The following is a 16437-nucleotide window of genomic DNA, read 5'->3' on the forward strand; positions in this document are numbered from 1 at the left end:
CCCTTTGCCAAGGCCGTTGAAGAACTTCTGGGCGCCAAGGTTCAAATCGCCAAACGCAACCAGTTGCATACCTTTGCTGTCCTACCCCAGCGCTGGGTGGTTGAGCGGTCATTTGCCTGGATCGAAAAATGTAGGCGTTTGTGGAAGAACTGCGAGCGCAAACTCAACACAAGCTTGCAGTTCATACATCTTGCATTCCTGGCGCTTTTGCTCAAAAGATCGTGAACAGGTTCTCAGGTTATCTCGCCGTGTCGCCGCTGGCCTTGCCCTGCAGCGTACTAAGGAACGTTCTCGCAGAAAGAAAGCGCCGGAAGAAGGGCCCGCGGACTGCAGGGAGAAGAGGTTCACCTGGCTGTGGCAACCCATACCAACCTCGCCGGTGTTTACATGATGCAGGCGGTACGCGGTTTCAATGAACAACTTGAACGCATTGCTGCGCTGGTGAGCGCAGGTGATTGCTCACTGCCAACCAGTCCAGTTTGTACGAGCTAAAGGCATTGTCTAGCACCAGATCCAGTGCCTGCGAAATATGTGCATCGTCAGATTGCGTCGTGTGGCTATGCAAATCGCCAACCGTCCACTGCCCAACCTCTGCTGTTGTGCTGCTGTTGTCATCGTTGTTATTGCCGCTATTTCCACAGGCGACGAGAGTCATGCCTATCATAAGGACAGTCAATATACGAAGGGGAGTGGCGGAAAATGAGTAATGACGGGTGGAATGTACTCGCATTTTAAAACCCCACTGAAATGAGAGCCGCAACGCTCGTGGCGAGACGGCTCATTTCATTTTGGGAATGTAGCTTGACGGCTGCATGAAAAGCGCGAAGTGTAAAGATGCTTCGTGACAAAGATGTGAATTGTGTTGGAGATTGGGCACCTCGAATACAAATAACCAGAGGTTTCCATAAAGGTCATCCAACCAAGCTGTGCCTCATTGGATTCTGATTGTCTTGCCGCATAAGACCCTCTGTTGGTGTCCTGCAGCAGCCTCAATTTCGTTGGCAGACTGACCCGCATCCGTTGCTCATGCCACCTGTAATGCCACTAATCGCCTGGTGTTGTAGCAGGTCGCCGTCATAATCATAGCGAAGTTTGCGCGTTGCTGTTGACATCGCTTAATCCTGCAAGCTGCTTCCCTGTGTTTTTGAGCATGTTGCTCGTGATTACGACAGGCGTTGTGGCCGTGGCTGCGTAGCCATCAGGTTCCATTGCCCTATTTTTCCTTCTATTCAAAAATCCCGACACCTAACCGCTGCGTAAGTATGGTGAGTTTCACGTGCAGGTGTTTTACTTCAACAAAATGCTCATATGAATGAAACAGTCTTGTAACTTTGAATATTAATAATGTTCATATGAACATTCAACCCGCAATATCATTTGCTAATCCATTATTCGATTCGCTATTCGATGATCGTGTCCAGGTCATCTACCGTCTGGTGCTGGAGCAGGGCTATCAGTCTATTGAGTCGTTGGCCACTAGATTTGGCGTCACGACGCAAACGATCAGACGTGATGTAAATGCTTTGTGTGAGAAGGGACTGTGCCGTCGTCGTCATGGTGGTGTCGACGTGATCCCCATAGAGGAGAACTTGGCTTACGCTGCGCGCTTGACCATGAATTTGGATGCTAAGCGCATGATTTCACGGAGTGTTGCCACACACGTACCGCAAGGTGCATCTTTGTTCTTTGGGATTGGCACCACGCCCGAACAGTGTGCGCTGGCACTCACGCAGCACCAAGGCTTACGTGTGATGACTAATAACCTGAATGTAGCTTTTGCGTTGAGTCGTAACCCCAGTTGCGAGCTGACGATTGCCGGTGGGCGCTTGCGCAACACGGATGGTGACGTTATTGCAGGCGAGGCGCACGATTTCTTCTCCCGTTTCGAAGTTGATATCGGCATCTACGGTGTTGGCGGAGTGGCTCAGGATGGTTCTTTGCTTGATTTCAATCACGATGAGATACGCATGCGATCGATATTGAGCGAACACTGCCGTCAGCGCTATCTCGTTCTAGATCACAGTAAATTTGGTCGTGGCGCCACCGTACGTGAAGGTCATATTACGCAGGCGCACAAGGTGTTTACGGATCAGCCTGTGCCAGAGCCGATTGCTGTCATGCTTGAGGAGGCGGGGGTTGAACTCATCGTCGCCTCGGTTTCTCCCCTCCCAGTTAAGGAGTAGATTGTTTATGATGACTTTGTCTATAAAGCGATGCGTGTCTTCCACAATTTTTGGTGTGCTTGCGTTGCTGGGTTCAGGTGCTGCCCACGCAGAGCAGCATGCGGTCTGTTACAACTGCCCGCCTGAATGGGCGGACTGGGAATCCCAACTTAAAGCTATCAACACAAAGCTAGGTATTGTGATGCCTCCGGATAATAAAAATTCGGGGCAATCTATTGCGGCAATGATTGCTGAGAAAGCCAATCCGGTGACCGATATGGTTTATCTGGGAGGAATCTCTGCAGACGCTGCGATCAATGCAGATATACTTAAGTCATACAAACCCAAAGGATGGGAGAAAATCTCTGCCAGCTTGAAAGACCCCGAAGGGCGCTGGTTTACCATTCACTCCGGCACACTGGGCTTGTTCATCAACACTGCTGCTTTGGGCAAAGTACCGGTTCCGCAGAGCTGGAAGGATTTGCTCAAGCCAGAGTATAAGGGCATGGTGGGGTATCTTGACCCTACTTCCGCAGCAGTCGGACAGCTGAGCGTGATGGCCGCCAACCTGTCTCTGGGTGGAAGCTATGAAAACCTTGACCCAGCAATCAAGTACTTCAAGGAGCTGGCCAAAAATCAACCGATCGTACCCAAGCAGACTTCTTATGCCCGTGTGATTTCAGGCGAAATCCCTATTTTAATTGATTACGACTTCAACGCTTACCGCGCTGAATACGTCGATAAGGCACTGGTTCGCTTCGTGATTCCCAAAGAGGGCAGCGTTGTGATGCCCTATGTGATGGGGCTGGCCAAGAACGGTCCGAACGCCGCCAATGGCAAGAAAGTATTGGATTTTCTGCTCTCAGCGGAAAGTCAGCAGATGTGGGGCAACGCCTATTTGCGCCCGGTATTCCCCGAATATCTTTCTGCACAAGCCAAATCCCATTTCCTTCCTGATAGCGAATATGCACGTGCCAAGCCTGTCGATTTGAAACGACTGGCGGCTGCGCAGGCAAAGATTATCGAACGCTACAAGAACGAAGTTCAGTAAGTCTCTTAACGGGGCGCATCAGCGCCCCGGTTTATGATTGTGATGCATCATGATTTATATGTTTTTGCCTGCAGCAGCTTTTTTTTCGGCATTTTTCATTCTGCCGATGTGTCGTCTGTTTCTCGTTGGTGGGAGCGGTGCGATAGGGTGGCGTGCCTACAGTGTCATTGTGACGGATAGCAACTATTTCAATGCATTGTTGGCGACTTTTGGCGTGGCGCTGGCCACTACGGTGACGACTTTGCTTATTGGCGGATTGGTTGGCGTATTTCTACAACGTTACCGTTTCCCTGGGCGCAGTTTCCTGATGGCCATCATCACATTGCCGATGGCATTTCCTGGGGTCGTGATCGGTTTCATGGTCATCATGCTGGCAGGCCGTCAGGGCCTGATTGGTCAGATTAGCATGGCCTTGGGAGGTGACCGGCTGGTGTTTGCGTACTCCTTTCTGGGGTTATTCTTGGGTTATGTGTATTTTTCTTTGCCACGCACGATTTTGACTATTGTGGCGGCCGCAGAGAAGCTAGATCCAAAGCTGGAGGAGGCGGCACGTTCGTTCGGTGCGAATACTTGGCACGTTGTGTGGGATGTGATCATGCCGGGTTTGAAGCCCGCATTGATTTCTGCAGGGGCAATTTGTTTTGCAACTGCAATCGGCGCTTTTGGTACTGCATTCACCTTGGCGACCCGGATCAATGTGCTACCCATGGTTATTTATACAGAATTTACCTTGTCTGCCAATATTGCCATGGCGGCAGCACTCAGTTTTGTGCTCGGCGCACTCACCTGGATTGTGCTGGCCTTGGCTCGTAGTGCAGCAGGTAACACAGTGGCCGCCGCTGCATAGGGATACATTGATGGCGTACAGAAAAATTTTATTTGGCATGCAGTTAGGGTTGTGCGTGCTGGTGTGCGTGTTTCTAATTTTACCGATGGGACTATCGGTGATCGCAGGATTGACAAATAACTACTTTGTCGGGCTTGACAGTGGTCTAACTCTACGATGGGTGCTGGAGGTGTGGGGTGGTTACCATGACACTATATTCCGCTCCGTCTGGATCGCTTTGGCTTGCGTATTTGTTACATTGATCATCGGGGTACCCGCTGCTTATGTTTTGCATCGCTCTCCACAACGCCTGGCAAGATGGCTGGAGGAGTTGCTTGTGCTGCCGATCGCCGTTCCCGGCTTGGCGACTGCGTTAGCCTTGATTGCAATGTATGGCGGGTGGGGAAATTTGCGAAGTTCATGGTTGTTTATTCTGATTGGCCATGTTCTTTTTACGCTGCCTTTCATGGTGCGTTCGGTGTTGGCCGTACTTGGGGGCATTGATCTGCATACATTGGAAGAAGGCGGCGCGTCCTTGGGCGCAAACTTTACCCAACGCTTTTTTCATATTGTGCTACCCAATTGTCGCCAAGGGATTTTGGCCGGAGCCTTGATGGTTCTGACGCTCTCCATGGGGGAGTTCAATATGACGTGGTTATTACATACGCCATTTACTAAGACTTTGCCTGTGGGCTTGGCTGACGCGTATGCTTCCTTGCGCCTTGAGGTAGGTAGTGCCTATACCCTGTTGTTTTTCTTGATGATTGTCCCCTTGTTGCTGCTGATGCAAGCCATTGCGCAACCACGTCAAAAGAAATTCGAATTGGTAGAGGATGAGGTCGTAATCCTTTTGTCGGAGTCTGCAAAATCATGAGTGCTTTGGTTCCCCAAGCTTTGTCTATTCGTCTGCAAGGATGTGCCAAGACCTTTCGGGATGGTACGCGCGCGTTGGAGTCTTTGGATCTGTCGATTTCAGCAGGAGAAACGCTGGTGCTGCTAGGGCCATCTGGTTGCGGCAAAACAACCACACTGCGTTTGATCGCGGGTTTGGAGCAACCTGATGCAGGCGGAAAGGTATTTTTCGACGATACAGATGTAACGACCCTTGGAATTGAGGCGCGCAAAATCGGTATGGTGTTTCAATCCTATGCTCTGTTTCCGAATATGACTGTTGCACAGAATGTCGGTTACGGTTTGCGGATTTTGAAAATGCCCAAGACCGAGCAGCAGGTGCGTATCCGCGAAATGCTTGCCATGATGCGGATTGAAGCCTTGGCTGATCGTCGCATTGATCAACTCTCCGGTGGTCAGCGGCAACGCGTCGCCTTGGCTCGCGCATTGGCCGTGCGCCCTCAAGCGCTGTTGCTGGATGAGCCCTTAACAGCCTTGGATGCGCGTTTGCGTGATGCATTGCGGGTTGAAATCAACCAACTGCTCCGCTCCTTGGGGATCACGACAATCTATGTGACACATGATCAAGCAGAAGCCATGGCGCTGGGCGACCGGATCATTGTGATGTCCCACGGGCGGGTTGAGCAGATCGGGACGCCGCGTGAAATCTATCATCAGCCCGGTTCCGCGTTTGTTGCAAATTTTATCGGCAGCATGAACCAGTTGCGTGGCGTTGTGACTCCGCAGGGCTTTACGTGCTCGGCAGGCTGCCTGAATTGGGATCGAAGTGGTGTAGCCGAAAGGGTACTGTTTCGCCCAGAAGACGTCAGCATAGTGACGTCATCAGAGTTTGCAGAGTTGACGGGCGTGGTTAAGGCCAGCTTCTTTATGGGAGATCACACCCGCCTATTGGTTGACGTGGGGGATGAAGCACCGATCACCGTGTTGGATGACGCCCGTTGCCCACAGGCTGTTGGGCAGAAACTCTATATGCGGGTTGCTCCGCTTGGCCTCATGAGCATTTAAAGAATCAAATCATGCTGATTGCCCACATTACTGATTTGCATATCAAACTGCCTGGCAAGCTTGCTTACGGGATAGTGGACTCTGCCGATTTTCTCAAGCGGTGTGTGAGTGCCCTTCAAAGTCTGACCCCCCAGCCCGATCTGATTGTGGTGACCGGCGATCTGGTCGACACAGGGTATGCTGCCGAGTATGCGCACTTGCAACAGTTGTTAGCACCCTTGGAAATCCCTTTGCTGGTGGTGCCCGGAAATCATGATGAGCGCGAATCTATGCGTTTTTCATTCCCTCTGCAAGACTGGACATCTTCCAGCGATTTTCTACAGTTTTCAGGCATATTCGGGCCTTTGCGTATCATCGGTCTGGATACTGTTGTGCCTGGAGAAGGGCGCGGAGAGTTGTGTGCCGCACGCCTCGACTGGCTGACTGAAGCCCTGTCTGCTGATAGCGAAACGCCCACACTGATATTGATGCATCATCCGCCGTTCTTGACTGGTATCGGGCATATGGACAAGATCGGCCTGACGGGGAGGGAGACGTTTGCGGAGATCCTCTCGCACCATGCGCAGGTCAAATTGATTCTGTGTGGGCATCTGCATCGCCCAATCAGTTCTGTAGTGGGGGGATGTCTTGCTTTGACCTGCCCAAGCCCTGCACATCAGGTTGCCTTCGATTTGCGCCCAGACGGACCAAGCTGCTTTCGTATGGAGCCCCCAGGCTTTATGTTGCACCTCTGGACTCATGATGGATTTGTGAGTCATTCAGTATGCATTGATGACTACGCCGGTCCGTATCCATTCTTCGATGATGATGGCAAATTTCTGGATGATTGATCCGCAGCTACTTTCCCTTGCTCAAGTCGCTTGCGTAGAAGGCAATAGGCGATCGTATTCCTTCTTTACGACGGCATAGCATTCGCAGGTTCGCTGCTCAAGCCCAGCAAGGTTGAGGACTGAGTCTTGACTAATGCCAGTAAAGGGTGCGCGTGCATCCGATTGATAATCTGTGCGCTATCGTACGTAAGGCGGAAGCAATGGCGGTGCATACTTTGCCGATGAAAGCCATATCTTCCATTGCGGCGCTATAACAATGTCGATCCCATTTTGGTCACTATTTATTGGCATCCTAATGATAACGATGCTCTTGGTCGGCAAAGGGTTTTCACGCCTGCTGCTGAGCAATGCCATGATTTACCTTGGGGTGGGCTATGTGCTTGGGCCGGGTGGTCTTGACGTTGTTGCGCTTGATCCACTGCATCATGCCCAATTGCTTGAAGGGGTCGCGCAGATCGCTTTGCTGATTTCACTCTTTACTGTTGGACTGAAAATGGGAGGCGTTCCTTTGCTGGATAGGCGCTGGATATTGCCTCTGCGCCTAGCGTTTGTGACCATGGCTATTACGGTGGGGCTTATAGCAGTGGTGGGTGTGTGGGGAATGGGCTTTTCGCTAGGAGCGGCCATTTTGCTCGGTGGAATTTTAGCGCCCACCGATCCGGTGTTGGCATCTGGCGTGCAAACCAAGGGAGGGGCTACACCCGACCATCTGCGCTTTAGTCTGGCGGGCGAAGGAGGTTTAAATGACGGTTCTGCATTTCCGTTTGTGTTGTTGGGGCTTGGGCTGCTTGGCAAATATGACTTGGGAAGCAGTTTATGGCATTGGTGGGGTATAGATGTGTTTTGGTCTATGGGGGCAGGGCTGTGCATTGGTGCCGTGTTCGGGGCCCTGATTGGTAGGCTTGTGGTACGACTTCGGACTCGTCATCAGCAGGCAGTCGGCCTGGATGAGTTTTTGTCTCTGGGGTTAATGGCTGTTGCCTATGGCGCGGCACAGATATGTATGGCATCCGGTTTTTTGGCAGTATTCGCGGCGGGTTTGGCTCTCCAGCGCGTGCAGGAGCAGCCACGTAGCATTGTGGGCGAGCTTGTCACCCATACTGGCTTGGGTGGGCGGCCCGCAACATTGGCTGTCGATCCAAATCATGCGAGTGCGGCCATGTCTGTGGCAGTACAAGGATTCAACGAACAGCTAGAAAAATTGGCTGAGTTGGCTATTGTGCTGCTGGTTGGCGTCATGCTGCCCTATGCAATGAGTTCAGAGACACTCACTCATGTATTGTGGTGGTTCATTCCTCTGTTATTTGTTGTGTTGCGTACATTAGCCGTATCACTGGGAATGCTTGGCGAAAGAAGTAGTGATCGAATGGCTGTGCCCCAGCGCGCCATGATTTCATGGTTTGGCATTCGTGGAATTGGTTCTGTGTTCTATCTTATGTTTGCTATTCGTCATGGTGTGAGTGGTCATCTGGCACAACAACTCGTCGCCTTTACTCTAATGACTGTCGCGGCCTCAATTGTTGTGCATGGTGTGTCCGTGCGGCTGCTGATGAAATGGTATATGCGCCGTAAAGCAGCCTAAAGGCTTATGCGCTGCACCAATAGGATTTCTTCTTCCTATGTGCTCAATCGCACAGACGACATGTGCTGTGCCATGGAGACTTGATCTTGAGCTAGGTTTTTAAATTTTCCTGTGTGGTCGTTATATCGACTTACTCACGGTACTTTACTAGCACAACGTTCGCATATCGATTGTAGTTAACAATATACGTCGTGTGGGCCAAAAAATCATTAGGAGATATTAATGAGGCGTAAATTTAATTACATGCTTGGTTTTGCTGTAGCGCTGCTGGCCTCCCAGGCATTTGGGCAGGTGACGTTTTATGAGGGCGAAGAGTTTCATGGGCGCGCCTTTACCACAAACAGACAGGTTGGCGATTTCCAACAAATCGGCTTTAACGACCGTGCATCATCGGTAGTTGTGAGCAGGGGCAGCTGGGAAGTTTGCGAGGATGTACGATTCAACGGCCGCTGTGTGGTATTACGCCAGGGAAGCTATGACTCTTTGCGCGAATTGGGCATGGAAAACCGCATATCTTCAGTTCGGCGGGCAGATGATCGTAGACGATACGATAACGAAATCGTGGCACCGCATGCCGCGCCTGCGTACGAATATCGGCGCCGCCCGGATGAACGTGTGTTTGAGGCTCGTGTGACTTCTGTACATGCCGTTGTTGGTCCCCCTGAGCAACGTTGCTGGGTTGAGCGTCAGCAGGTAGATGAACCTCGTAGTGAGCGGAGCGTTGGTGGCGCTATTGTAGGAGCGATCATAGGTGGCGTATTGGGGCACCAGGTTGGCCGTGGTAGCGGTAAAGATATAGCTACTGCTGGCGGTGCCGTTGCGGGCGCTGCGATTGGATCAAATGTGGGACGCAGCGGAGGATCATATGACAGTGATGTGCGTCGCTGTGAAACCACAGCAAGTGGCCCACTTGAATACTGGGACGTGAGTTACAACTTTCGGGGCGTGGAACACCGCCTGCAAATGAGTTCTGCACCAGGAAGGACGATTTTTGTGAACCAAGATGGTGAGCCGAGGCAGTAAGCTTGGTTTTCCGCCACTTTGGCGAGTGCTCATATCAGAGAGTCAATTTGTTTGCAGTTAACACATAAGAGGGAGGTTGATCATGTTGGTCACCCCTGTACCAAAGCTCGTTTTTGAATCAGGTGGCGGTTTTCTTGTTGCGCCTGATACGGAATACATGTCGTTACAGCAACTCGCATTTTTTCAAGGCTTGTTGTATGCCGAACGCGACACGCTGATTCGTGCGGCAAACGAGACGACTGCCCATCTGCATGAATTTGAAGCCACCCCAGATCCATCCGACCGTGCTTCATTGGAAGAGGATCATTCACTGGAGCTGCGGGTGCGTGATCGCGAGCGCAAACACCTGCATACCATTGATGAAGTGTTGCTGCGCATCGAAGACGGCAGTTATGGCTGGTGCGAAGAAACAGGAGAGGCAATCGGCATTCCTCGCCTGTTAGCGCGTCCCACGGCCACACTTTCGCTTGAAGCACAAGAACGGCATGAATCCAGAAGAAGATTGCAGACAAGATAAAATTATAGTTTGTTCGGTTCCGTGCAGAGGGCGTCCTTACATTGGTTTATGTTGAGCTAAGCATAGGAACTCTATCAATGCTACTACTCAAAGGATGAATATTATGAAAATGACTGCAGATTATATCGAGAAAATGGAAGTTCAGCTAAAAAAATGGGATGCTGATTTTGATCTTCTGGCCGCTGAGGGTAAAAAAGTAGGAGCCGATGTGCGTTCTGCATATTTTGAGAGGATTAAGGAGTTGCATGCAGGACGTGCCGCAGCCCAGAAAACTTTTCATGATTTGCGTGCTGCCACTGAGTCGGCGAGTTCCCAAATGCATGCAGGGATGGAGCTGGCGTGGGAATCTATGCGCAAGGCTTTAGAGAAGGCATCAGCCGATCTAAAAAAATAGTTTCGATCACTGAAATACGTCAGTTTTGTAAATTTTATTATAAACGGAGATTGATATGGCAATGACGAATTCAAAACCACATACTCATGAGTCGTTTAAGATGACCGTGTTGCATCAAGCGCTGGTTGTGGTCAGTTTGGTAATTGGGTTGGGTATCGGTACAGTAAGCGCTGCAACCGACGAGGCAAGACCTGCCAAGGCGCACAGCGATGGAGTGGTGGCGACAGTTGCCGACTCAGCCATCACCACGAAAGTGAAAGCCCGGCTATTGAGCGCATCCAGTCTCAATAAGTCGGATATCAGCGTAACGACAACTAATGGCGTGGTCACTCTGGAGGGTTTTGCAAGTAATGCGGACGCCAAAATATTTGCCGGCAAGGATGCCAGTAAGGTAGAGGGCGTCAAAAGTGTTGAAAACAATTTGAAGCTAGCCGCTAGTAGTACTACAACCACCAAAACCCATGAGGTTGTTGCTAAGACCGAGCGGGTGATGAGCGACAGTTGGATTACCACCAAGGTGAAATCTGAAATTTATGCCGATAGTGTTAGTAAAGGTTTCAAAGTAGGCGTAAAAACGTTACATGGAGTGGTAATTCTGAAGGGGATTTTGCCTAATCAGGATGGGATTGATCATGTAAAGGATATTGCGGGCAAGGTGGAAGGTGTGAAAAGCGTGAATGTCTCGGCACTTACGATCACTAGCAAATGATTTTCTGATAGCAGAATGACATGGGTAGCATGGTAACTATCGTCATGATGGTCCGTGTTGTTGAGTTTCTCGGAAGAATTCTGACTTGAGTTTTGCTCTTTTATTGATCCAGTAATACCTTTCTAAGGGAGAATCCTGATTAAGACTTCTGCACAAAGGATGGCTGATCTGCTTCAGCGTCGGGCGGCTGAAGTCAAACAGGCAAAGAAGGCTGGCCGAAAGATGGATGACTTGGAGCTGGTAAAGGCGCGGGCGCTTGGGTTCGGACAGTTTCCGACCTGTCTTTTTTCTGTCCTGCCGGTGGTTGTCAGACCCTCGTGGTGTTCAGGAAGGATAGTGTGATGATTTTCTGGAATATGTTGCGAACTCCCGCAAAAATCGTCGAAAATATGAATCTTAATAATTTGCGAAAGTAGGTAAATTCGGAACCTGTTGCATAACCCAAACGCTCTCCTGATACAGCAACCTCGGCTTCTTGGACTTTAAAGGCGTTGCGCTGATGAAACCACCTCGTCTGTTGCGTTATCCACAGACTGTTGCGCAACACCTGTTTTGACTGTCGCAGACTCGGCCAGAACGGCCATTCGACTGGTAGATCACTACGGTCTGCAATGTGGAGCTTAGCAGCCACTCCGATAGAAATCGTGCTGAACGGCCAGCTCGCGCCAGCCGAACTCACCCTCCCGACCCTAAGGCGACGGTCAGACGCTTAGAAAGCGGACGTTCAACGTTTGAGATCAGGAGAGCCAGCCTGCTGGCGATCCCCTGGGTTGAGCCGTTAGGCTAATGGCATGAAATGGATTGCATTTTACAATTAAGGCAAGGAGATTTTGCCATTGGCTGTCACCAATGCGGAAGGTGAGCTAATGGGCCGCACTGAGAATGAGCGAGCAATAATTTGCAGAACTCCACCAAATACGCGCACGCGAAACAGAACGCACTTGTCAGCCACATCTAGCTTCCCATTTAATGGATCAACTCTTTTTTGATACGACACATTCCATGCGCTCTTGTGCTTGCGCATCAGTGCAGTCACTTCGTTGGAATCAGCGGTTGCTTGGAGCGCACAAGTATTGTTCGGAGCATTATCCAGAAGAACATCTGCATCAAGAACCAATTGAATGTTTGCGCAGTTGGTGAAAGTAAGTAGGCGGCGTTTACCTTCCCAGTGCCGAAAGAGAGTCACTTCAAGTTTTGCCTTCTTTCCTCGCTTTGTGGCGGGGATAAAGCTAAATCCTTCGACTGTATCGTCATGAGCATCAATGGAGGAAAATTTTTCGGCAATTTGGTGCGGGGGTTGCATCGGGGCATTCCTAACAAATGATGAAAGTTGTCATTTCAGAACGTGATCAAATGACCGCTTGCTGCGTTCATCCGCGAATGTCGCCTTCTGGCCGATATCTGCCTGTCACATTATGTACGGAGCAGGCCCATTGTCAAACTGTACAGTACCAATCATGGCTGACTTCCCTCGGATTTCTGAGGGTTTTGCGCATTGATCCGATACCCTTCCCAGGACCTGCGTGTCACGCCAGCGTCAGCAACTTGACGTCAGGCAAACAACCCATTCCCTCAAGCGTGGCCTCGATAGCTTCTTCCAGTGGCGTGCAGGGTTCCGCCCCCAACACTTCCACTAGCCGTTGATTCGTCATACGAACTTCGGTCTGCCATAGGTATCGCATTTCCAGCATCTCGCGTAGCGTGGTTACCCAGGGAGCGGCCAGCCACACCAGCCACCACGGGAATGCTCTGAGTTTAGGTTGGGGATATCCACGGCGTGTTACCACACGTTGCACTGCTTGTGCGATCTGCTTGCCGCCAGCATCCCAGTGGCCAGCCATGTTGAAGCGGCTGAAGGTGGGTAGCGTGTCACGCACCGTGAGCAGGCTCACCATTGTGCGCGCCACATCAGGCAAGTATGCAAACTGGTGGCCCACCCCGGGCCGTCCCGGCAAGTACATGGCTGATACCGCACGCCCCGGTTTCAGCATGCCCTGTGAGAGCCAGCTATTTCGTGCATGAGGACCAAAGTAGTCGCCCGCCCGGACAATGATGACACTTACATCGCCAGACGCCGCTGCGACCTGCAGACGATGTTCAAGTTCAGCGCGGATCAAGCCTTTTCGCGTCTGAGGCTGCTGTGATGCGTCTTCATTGATGAGCGGAAAGGTATCAGGGCCAAAGTTGTATACCGTCCCAGGCAGCAGGATTGTGGCGCCATGCTGGCGAGCGGCTGCGATGGTGTTATCAATCATCGGCAGAACGAGTTCGGCCCAGCGTTTGTAGCCCGGTGGGTTAACAGCATGCACGATGACGCTACACCCCTGTGCTGCCGAGATGACGTCTGTGAGCAGCATGGCGTCGCCATTTATCCATTCCACCCCTTCGCGCACAAGGTGGGGGGTACCTAACCCGCGTTTGAGCCCGCGCACGCGCCATCCGGTACGTAGCAACTCTCGTGTAACCTCTCCTCCAACGCCCCCTGAGGCGCCCAGTACCAACGCGGTTTTCAGGGGTGCTGTGTTTGCTGTTCCCATCATGAATCTCCTGTTATTCGCGTTGATGCGATGGAGATCATTGTGACTATTCGGCACCCTAACGAAAATTGCTTAAAGTTGTTCATCCGCTATACATTAATGTATGACCAATGCCATTTCATGGGATCTCTACCGAAGCTTCCTTGCTGTGTTGCAGGAAGGCTCCCTTTCCGCAGCTGCTCGGGCGTTAGGGCTGACCCAACCAACCATAGGTCGTCAGGTTGCTGCACTGGAGCATCAACTCGGCGTCGCCCTCTTTACCCGCTCCCAGACAGGGCTCGCCCCCACTGATGCTGCTTCAGAGTTGCGCGGACACATCGAATCCATGCAGAATATTGCCGCATCCGTGGTACGCGTGGCCGATGGTCTGGGCACGGCTATTCGCGGCACCGTAAGGATATCGGCAAGTGAAGTCGTCGGCGTAGAACTGCTGCCGCCCATTCTTGCCAAGTTGCGCCAGAGTCATCCTGAACTGGCTGTCGAGTTAATGCTTAGCAACCGAGTACAAGATCTTGTGCAACGCGAAGTCGACATTGCCGTGCGGATGACCGCCCCACGGCAGGACGTGTTGTTGGCAACTCGTGTCGGTAGTGTGCCACTCGGTTTGTATGCCCATAGCCACTATCTGGCGCGTAGGGGCAGGCCCGCAAGTGTTGCTGAACTGGTGCAGCACGACCTTATCGGTTTCGACCTCGAAACCCCGTTCATCCGCGCCGCACGCCAATATTTTCCGATCTGGTGTCGCGAGCATTTTGCCTTTCGTTGTGACAGTGATCTCGGACAACTATCTCTGATCCGGGCTGGAGCCGGTATTGGCATATGTCAGCAAGGCATCACCCGCCGTGATGCACAACTTGTCCAGGTACTGCCAGACGTTCCGTTGTCTCTCACGGCTTGGGTGGCGATGCATTCAGATCTTCGCAGCAGCCCACGCTGCAAGGTGGTGTTCGACGCTTTGGTGAGTGGGTTGCGAGAGATCTGGGCATAGGCACACTGTCTCAATCATGGTGTTCAAATCAACGCGACATGGGCTGGCACCATGATGCAATAAAATTTCCGGGTGCCGGAGGGCTGAAGTAGTTGCTGCGCACATGCTGCCCATCCTACCTTTCACGCATCAAGCCTTTTCAGCATCACGACATACAACGGACAAGGCACTGGGCTGCAACGTTCGCCATGGAAGGACATGTTCTTCGATAGTGAACTACTGGCGAATACCCACTGGCCCGCCTCAACCATCAAGCGCATAGCGGATTCATCCTAGTTGGCACAGTAAGCGTAGATATGACTTAAACATAGGCGGCAGACCTCAAGGCTCCCACTCATAACCATCAGACGTAGCGATCGAGCGTTTACGAAACTACGGCACCGGGTCATCAACTGCCCCCTGGTATTTCACGCTATAGCTGCTCAGGCCCTTAAGCGCATCCTTAATGTCCTTGCCAGCCTTGATATCAAAGCTGTCCGGCTGGTTGGCCGGTGTCTGGCGCATTACCGACTATGCCTGGCCCGCGTCCCGTGGTCCGCTGTGGCCGAGATGGATACAGACAAGCCTACTTCTACCGGCTTGTGCTGGCCGCCCGAGAGAAAGCAGCCATTTCGACTGGAAAACCATCAAGCGTCGTTGCCTCCGCAATTTCTGGAGGAATGGATCATGAAGCAGCAAAAGGGAAAAATGGGTAGCATAATCCATCTCCTTTGACATACTAAAAGCAGAGGGATGCTCACGTCTGTTTTTCCCTTGGCGCCTATACCAGTTCAGAGAAATCCAGTTGCACGATTTCTCTCATTTAATTCTGGTGGGCGGGCGTTTCTTTGAGGATCTGCCTCCCTAGAGCGATCATGATTCGTCTGTTCCGTTTCAGGAGCATGGAGTCGCACCCCACCCACGGAATACTTCTATGTCAGATAAATCGAAACCCAGCGATGAGCCGCCCGCCTCAACAGGCTTCTGGCTCGCCGTCAAGAAGACTGCCAGTCGGCTACAGGATTGGTTCGTTATCCAGTCGGTGGGCGTCAAGCTGACAGTGCTGTTCATGGCCGTCCTGATCCCGGCTACCGCCCTTTATTCGTTCACCCTCATCCAGAAACAGGCCACCGCAACCGAGCAGCTCAAGAGCATCGCCGGTGCGGGAAAGGCGAGTGACGGAGCGTGGACGCTCCCCGACAAGTCATCCGTGGTGTTCGGTACCGGCTCGGTGCTCGGCTTTCTGGAAACGAACCCAACCGCGCGCGTAACGGTAATCTACAAGCCGCTGATGTGGAACGTCTCTGAGCGCATTATCCTGGTCGAGTCGCAGGGGAAGCAGTATGCGTATTATCCCAGTGATTTGGAAACCAAGATTTTCGCTGACAAGGCCGTCACCGCACCGTGGGGCGGCAAGCTGGTGTTTATTGCGCGGGGCGAGCTCAGCCCCAGCAGCCTCGAATTGATTGAACTTTTGGACCAGCGCTTTTCCAACGCCCGCCCGCAGTCCGAGAAGGACGGCTGGATGGCCGCCGTCAGTGGTGCACTATCTGTTGTGCTGACGCTTGGCGTGCTGGTTTTTCTGTACTTCCAGCTGAGGGGGCAGTTCAAGGCGCTCAAGTTCATTGAGCCAGCGCAAGTGCACGGTTCCATTGACGATCTGGTCGGCATGGACGACATCAAGGCCGAGGTGGCACAGATCAAGGACCAATATCAGCGCCGCGCGGAGTATGCCGAATACGGCATNAGCAAGCCCTTCAATGTGATGTTCAGTGGTCCGGCGGGGACCGGCAAGACTAAGCTGGCCAGTTACTTGGCCAAGGAGCTGGGGCTTCCCATCCTGTTCCATTCCGCCGCCAACCTGGAAACAGGCTTTGTTGCCGGCGGTTCGAATACGTTGAGCCGCATCATGACAATGGCCA

Annotated in this window: 18 protein-coding genes; 14 read left to right on the plus strand and 4 right to left on the minus strand. The window is 52.0% G+C overall.

What is annotated here, in order from left to right:
• Positions 1-225: transposase (locus tag B145_RS0114220; RefSeq protein ID WP_018607456.1), on the plus strand; the 225-nt coding region annotated here is incomplete at its 5' end.
• Positions 226-409: 184 nt separating this feature from the next.
• Here the strand turns inward: B145_RS0114220 and B145_RS0114225 are convergent.
• Positions 410-730, minus strand: coding sequence for a hypothetical protein (locus B145_RS0114225; RefSeq protein ID WP_157288437.1), 321 nt, complete (start codon positions 728-730; stop codon positions 410-412).
• A 622-nt stretch (positions 731-1352) separates the two neighbouring features.
• On the opposite strand from B145_RS0114225, the gene B145_RS0114235 reads away from it, so the two are divergent.
• From B145_RS0114235 to B145_RS0114285, 11 genes are all read left to right on the plus strand, one after another.
• A complete protein-coding gene (locus tag B145_RS0114235) occupies positions 1353-2183 on the plus strand; it encodes a DeoR/GlpR family DNA-binding transcription regulator (protein ID WP_018608254.1) in 831 nt (276 codons plus the stop codon).
• 7 nt (positions 2184-2190) lie between these two features.
• Positions 2191-3213: an extracellular solute-binding protein gene (locus B145_RS0114240; RefSeq protein ID WP_026259147.1), complete on the plus strand. Its 1023-nt coding sequence runs from the start codon at positions 2191-2193 to the stop codon at positions 3211-3213.
• 49 nt (positions 3214-3262) lie between these two features.
• Positions 3263-4060: an ABC transporter permease gene (locus B145_RS0114245; protein ID WP_018608256.1), complete on the plus strand. Its 798-nt coding sequence runs from the start codon at positions 3263-3265 to the stop codon at positions 4058-4060.
• 10 nt (positions 4061-4070) lie between these two features.
• Complete coding sequence (locus B145_RS25730; RefSeq protein ID WP_018608257.1) at positions 4071-4913, plus strand: ABC transporter permease; 843 nt, start codon at positions 4071-4073, stop codon at positions 4911-4913.
• Positions 4910-5956: an ABC transporter ATP-binding protein gene (locus B145_RS0114255; RefSeq protein ID WP_018608258.1), complete on the plus strand. Its 1047-nt coding sequence runs from the start codon at positions 4910-4912 to the stop codon at positions 5954-5956. The genes B145_RS25730 and B145_RS0114255 overlap by 4 nt, the downstream gene beginning before the upstream one ends.
• Before the next feature lie 11 nt (positions 5957-5967).
• A complete protein-coding gene (locus B145_RS0114260) occupies positions 5968-6786 on the plus strand; it encodes a phosphodiesterase (protein WP_018608259.1) in 819 nt (272 codons plus the stop codon).
• 256 nt (positions 6787-7042) lie between these two features.
• Positions 7043-8368 (plus strand): cation:proton antiporter, encoded by a 1326-nt coding sequence (locus tag B145_RS0114265; RefSeq protein WP_026259148.1) that lies wholly within the window; start codon positions 7043-7045, stop codon positions 8366-8368.
• Between the two features lie 222 nt (positions 8369-8590).
• On the plus strand, positions 8591-9391 hold the full coding sequence (locus B145_RS0114270; protein ID WP_026259149.1) for a beta/gamma crystallin-related protein: 801 nt from the start codon (positions 8591-8593) through the stop codon (positions 9389-9391).
• Between the two features lie 82 nt (positions 9392-9473).
• Positions 9474-9908 carry an RNA polymerase-binding protein DksA gene (gene dksA / locus B145_RS0114275; protein WP_018608262.1) on the plus strand — a complete coding sequence of 145 codons (435 nt, stop codon included), beginning with the start codon at positions 9474-9476 and terminating at the stop codon, positions 9906-9908.
• A 103-nt stretch (positions 9909-10011) separates the two neighbouring features.
• Positions 10012-10302 (plus strand): sll1863 family stress response protein, encoded by a 291-nt coding sequence (locus tag B145_RS0114280; protein ID WP_157288438.1) that lies wholly within the window; start codon positions 10012-10014, stop codon positions 10300-10302.
• A 55-nt stretch (positions 10303-10357) separates the two neighbouring features.
• Positions 10358-11011 (plus strand): BON domain-containing protein, encoded by a 654-nt coding sequence (locus B145_RS0114285; RefSeq protein WP_026259150.1) that lies wholly within the window; start codon positions 10358-10360, stop codon positions 11009-11011.
• Between the two features lie 814 nt (positions 11012-11825).
• On the opposite strand, the gene B145_RS0114295 is transcribed toward B145_RS0114285, so the two are convergent.
• Entirely contained in the window at positions 11826-12314 is a 489-nt protein-coding gene (locus B145_RS0114295) for a hypothetical protein (RefSeq protein ID WP_018608266.1), read from the minus strand.
• A 223-nt stretch (positions 12315-12537) separates the two neighbouring features.
• Positions 12538-13551 carry an NAD-dependent epimerase/dehydratase family protein gene (locus tag B145_RS0114300; protein WP_211209839.1) on the minus strand — a complete coding sequence of 338 codons (1014 nt, stop codon included), beginning with the start codon at positions 13549-13551 and terminating at the stop codon, positions 12538-12540.
• A 100-nt stretch (positions 13552-13651) separates the two neighbouring features.
• Here B145_RS0114300 and B145_RS0114305 point away from each other — a divergent pair, with 100 nt between their 5' ends.
• Positions 13652-14536, plus strand: coding sequence for a LysR family transcriptional regulator (locus B145_RS0114305; RefSeq protein WP_018608268.1), 885 nt, complete (start codon positions 13652-13654; stop codon positions 14534-14536).
• Between the two features lie 372 nt (positions 14537-14908).
• Here B145_RS0114305 and B145_RS29510 read toward each other — a convergent pair whose 3' ends face one another.
• Positions 14909-15040, minus strand: coding sequence for a hypothetical protein (locus B145_RS29510; RefSeq protein WP_018608269.1), 132 nt, complete (start codon positions 15038-15040; stop codon positions 14909-14911).
• Positions 15041-16280: 1240 nt separating this feature from the next.
• Here B145_RS29510 and B145_RS29660 point away from each other — a divergent pair.
• The coding region (locus B145_RS29660; protein WP_425425599.1) for an AAA family ATPase at positions 16281-16437 on the plus strand (157 nt) is incomplete at its 3' end.

The organism is Uliginosibacterium gangwonense DSM 18521, assembly GCF_000373965.1.
Classification (GTDB): Bacteria; Pseudomonadota; Gammaproteobacteria; order Burkholderiales; family Rhodocyclaceae; genus Uliginosibacterium; species Uliginosibacterium gangwonense.

Bases quoted from the DNA above. Each gene is read 5' to 3' on its own strand.
- B145_RS0114265 (WP_026259148.1), top strand. From the start codon at position 7,043: ATGTCGATCCCATTTTGGTCACTATTTATTGGCATCCTAATGATAACG.
- B145_RS0114235 (WP_018608254.1), top strand. From the start codon at position 1,353: ATGAACATTCAACCCGCAATATCATTTGCTAATCCATTATTCGATTCG.
- B145_RS0114255 (WP_018608258.1), top strand. From the start codon at position 4,910: ATGAGTGCTTTGGTTCCCCAAGCTTTGTCTATTCGTCTGCAAGGATGT.
- B145_RS0114285 (WP_026259150.1), top strand. From the start codon at position 10,358: ATGGCAATGACGAATTCAAAACCACATACTCATGAGTCGTTTAAGATG.
- B145_RS29510 (WP_018608269.1), bottom strand. From the start codon at position 15,040: ATGCGCCAGACACCGGCCAACCAGCCGGACAGCTTTGATATCAAGGCT.
- B145_RS0114280 (WP_157288438.1), top strand. From the start codon at position 10,012: ATGAAAATGACTGCAGATTATATCGAGAAAATGGAAGTTCAGCTAAAA.
- B145_RS0114295 (WP_018608266.1), bottom strand. From the start codon at position 12,314: ATGCAACCCCCGCACCAAATTGCCGAAAAATTTTCCTCCATTGATGCT.
- B145_RS25730 (WP_018608257.1), top strand. From the start codon at position 4,071: ATGGCGTACAGAAAAATTTTATTTGGCATGCAGTTAGGGTTGTGCGTG.
- B145_RS0114305 (WP_018608268.1), top strand. From the start codon at position 13,652: ATGACCAATGCCATTTCATGGGATCTCTACCGAAGCTTCCTTGCTGTG.
- B145_RS0114245 (WP_018608256.1), top strand. From the start codon at position 3,263: ATGATTTATATGTTTTTGCCTGCAGCAGCTTTTTTTTCGGCATTTTTC.
- B145_RS0114225 (WP_157288437.1), bottom strand. From the start codon at position 730: ATGCGAGTACATTCCACCCGTCATTACTCATTTTCCGCCACTCCCCTT.
- B145_RS0114270 (WP_026259149.1), top strand. From the start codon at position 8,591: ATGAGGCGTAAATTTAATTACATGCTTGGTTTTGCTGTAGCGCTGCTG.
- B145_RS0114300 (WP_211209839.1), bottom strand. From the start codon at position 13,551: ATGATGGGAACAGCAAACACAGCACCCCTGAAAACCGCGTTGGTACTG.
- B145_RS0114260 (WP_018608259.1), top strand. From the start codon at position 5,968: ATGCTGATTGCCCACATTACTGATTTGCATATCAAACTGCCTGGCAAG.
- dksA (WP_018608262.1), top strand. From the start codon at position 9,474: ATGTTGGTCACCCCTGTACCAAAGCTCGTTTTTGAATCAGGTGGCGGT.
- B145_RS0114240 (WP_026259147.1), top strand. From the start codon at position 2,191: ATGATGACTTTGTCTATAAAGCGATGCGTGTCTTCCACAATTTTTGGT.